Below are 609 nucleotides of genomic sequence, written 5' to 3' on the forward strand. Positions count from 1 at the left end.
TCTACGGCGTTGCGCGACGCTGACAGCAAGGGCCCTCGGCGAGGGTTGTAGGTCGTGACACACGACAACCCGCCCGCCGAGGGCCACGCTCTGGTCTACCAGGTCCATCTGCCCGTGTCGACGAAGTCGTTAACTCTGATCACTCAAGCGATGCGTCAGTATCGCCGCCGTGTCGGCTCGCGATGGCGCAAACTGCCCGAGCAGCAGGTCGCCTTGATCGTGCTGGCCGCGCTGCGCCATGATCAGCGTCCCGCCGACCTCGCCACCGCCTACGGCGTGTCGCATCACAGCGTGCGCCGCTGGATACGGCAAGCCATCGCCACCCTCGCCGCGATGGCCCCTCGCCTGGACCGGGTCCTCACCCGCGCCGCACGCACCAACGGTCAGGACCCGCTGCTCTTCGACGGCACCTGCCTGCCCGTGCACCGCCCCGCTCAGCGCACCGAACGACGCCTGTGGTGCGGCAAACACAAAGCTCACCACCTACGCGTGCTCACCCTCACCGACCACCACGGCCGGCTGCTCTGGATCTCCGCCGCCTCCGGCGCCCGCACCCACGAAGCCACCCAAGCCAAACGCCTGCACCTACCCGCCCGACTACGCCACCAC

1 pseudogene is annotated in these 609 nt (G+C 68.8%); it reads left to right on the forward strand.

The features are described 5' to 3' along the window. Positions 1-150: 150 nt before the first annotated feature. Positions 151-609: pseudogene (locus ACLQ25_RS32775) on the forward strand (hypothetical protein); the annotation flags it as partial.

The sequence above is a fragment of the Micromonospora sp. DT44 genome (assembly GCF_049841635.1).
Lineage (GTDB): Bacteria > Actinomycetota > Actinomycetes > Mycobacteriales > Micromonosporaceae > Micromonospora.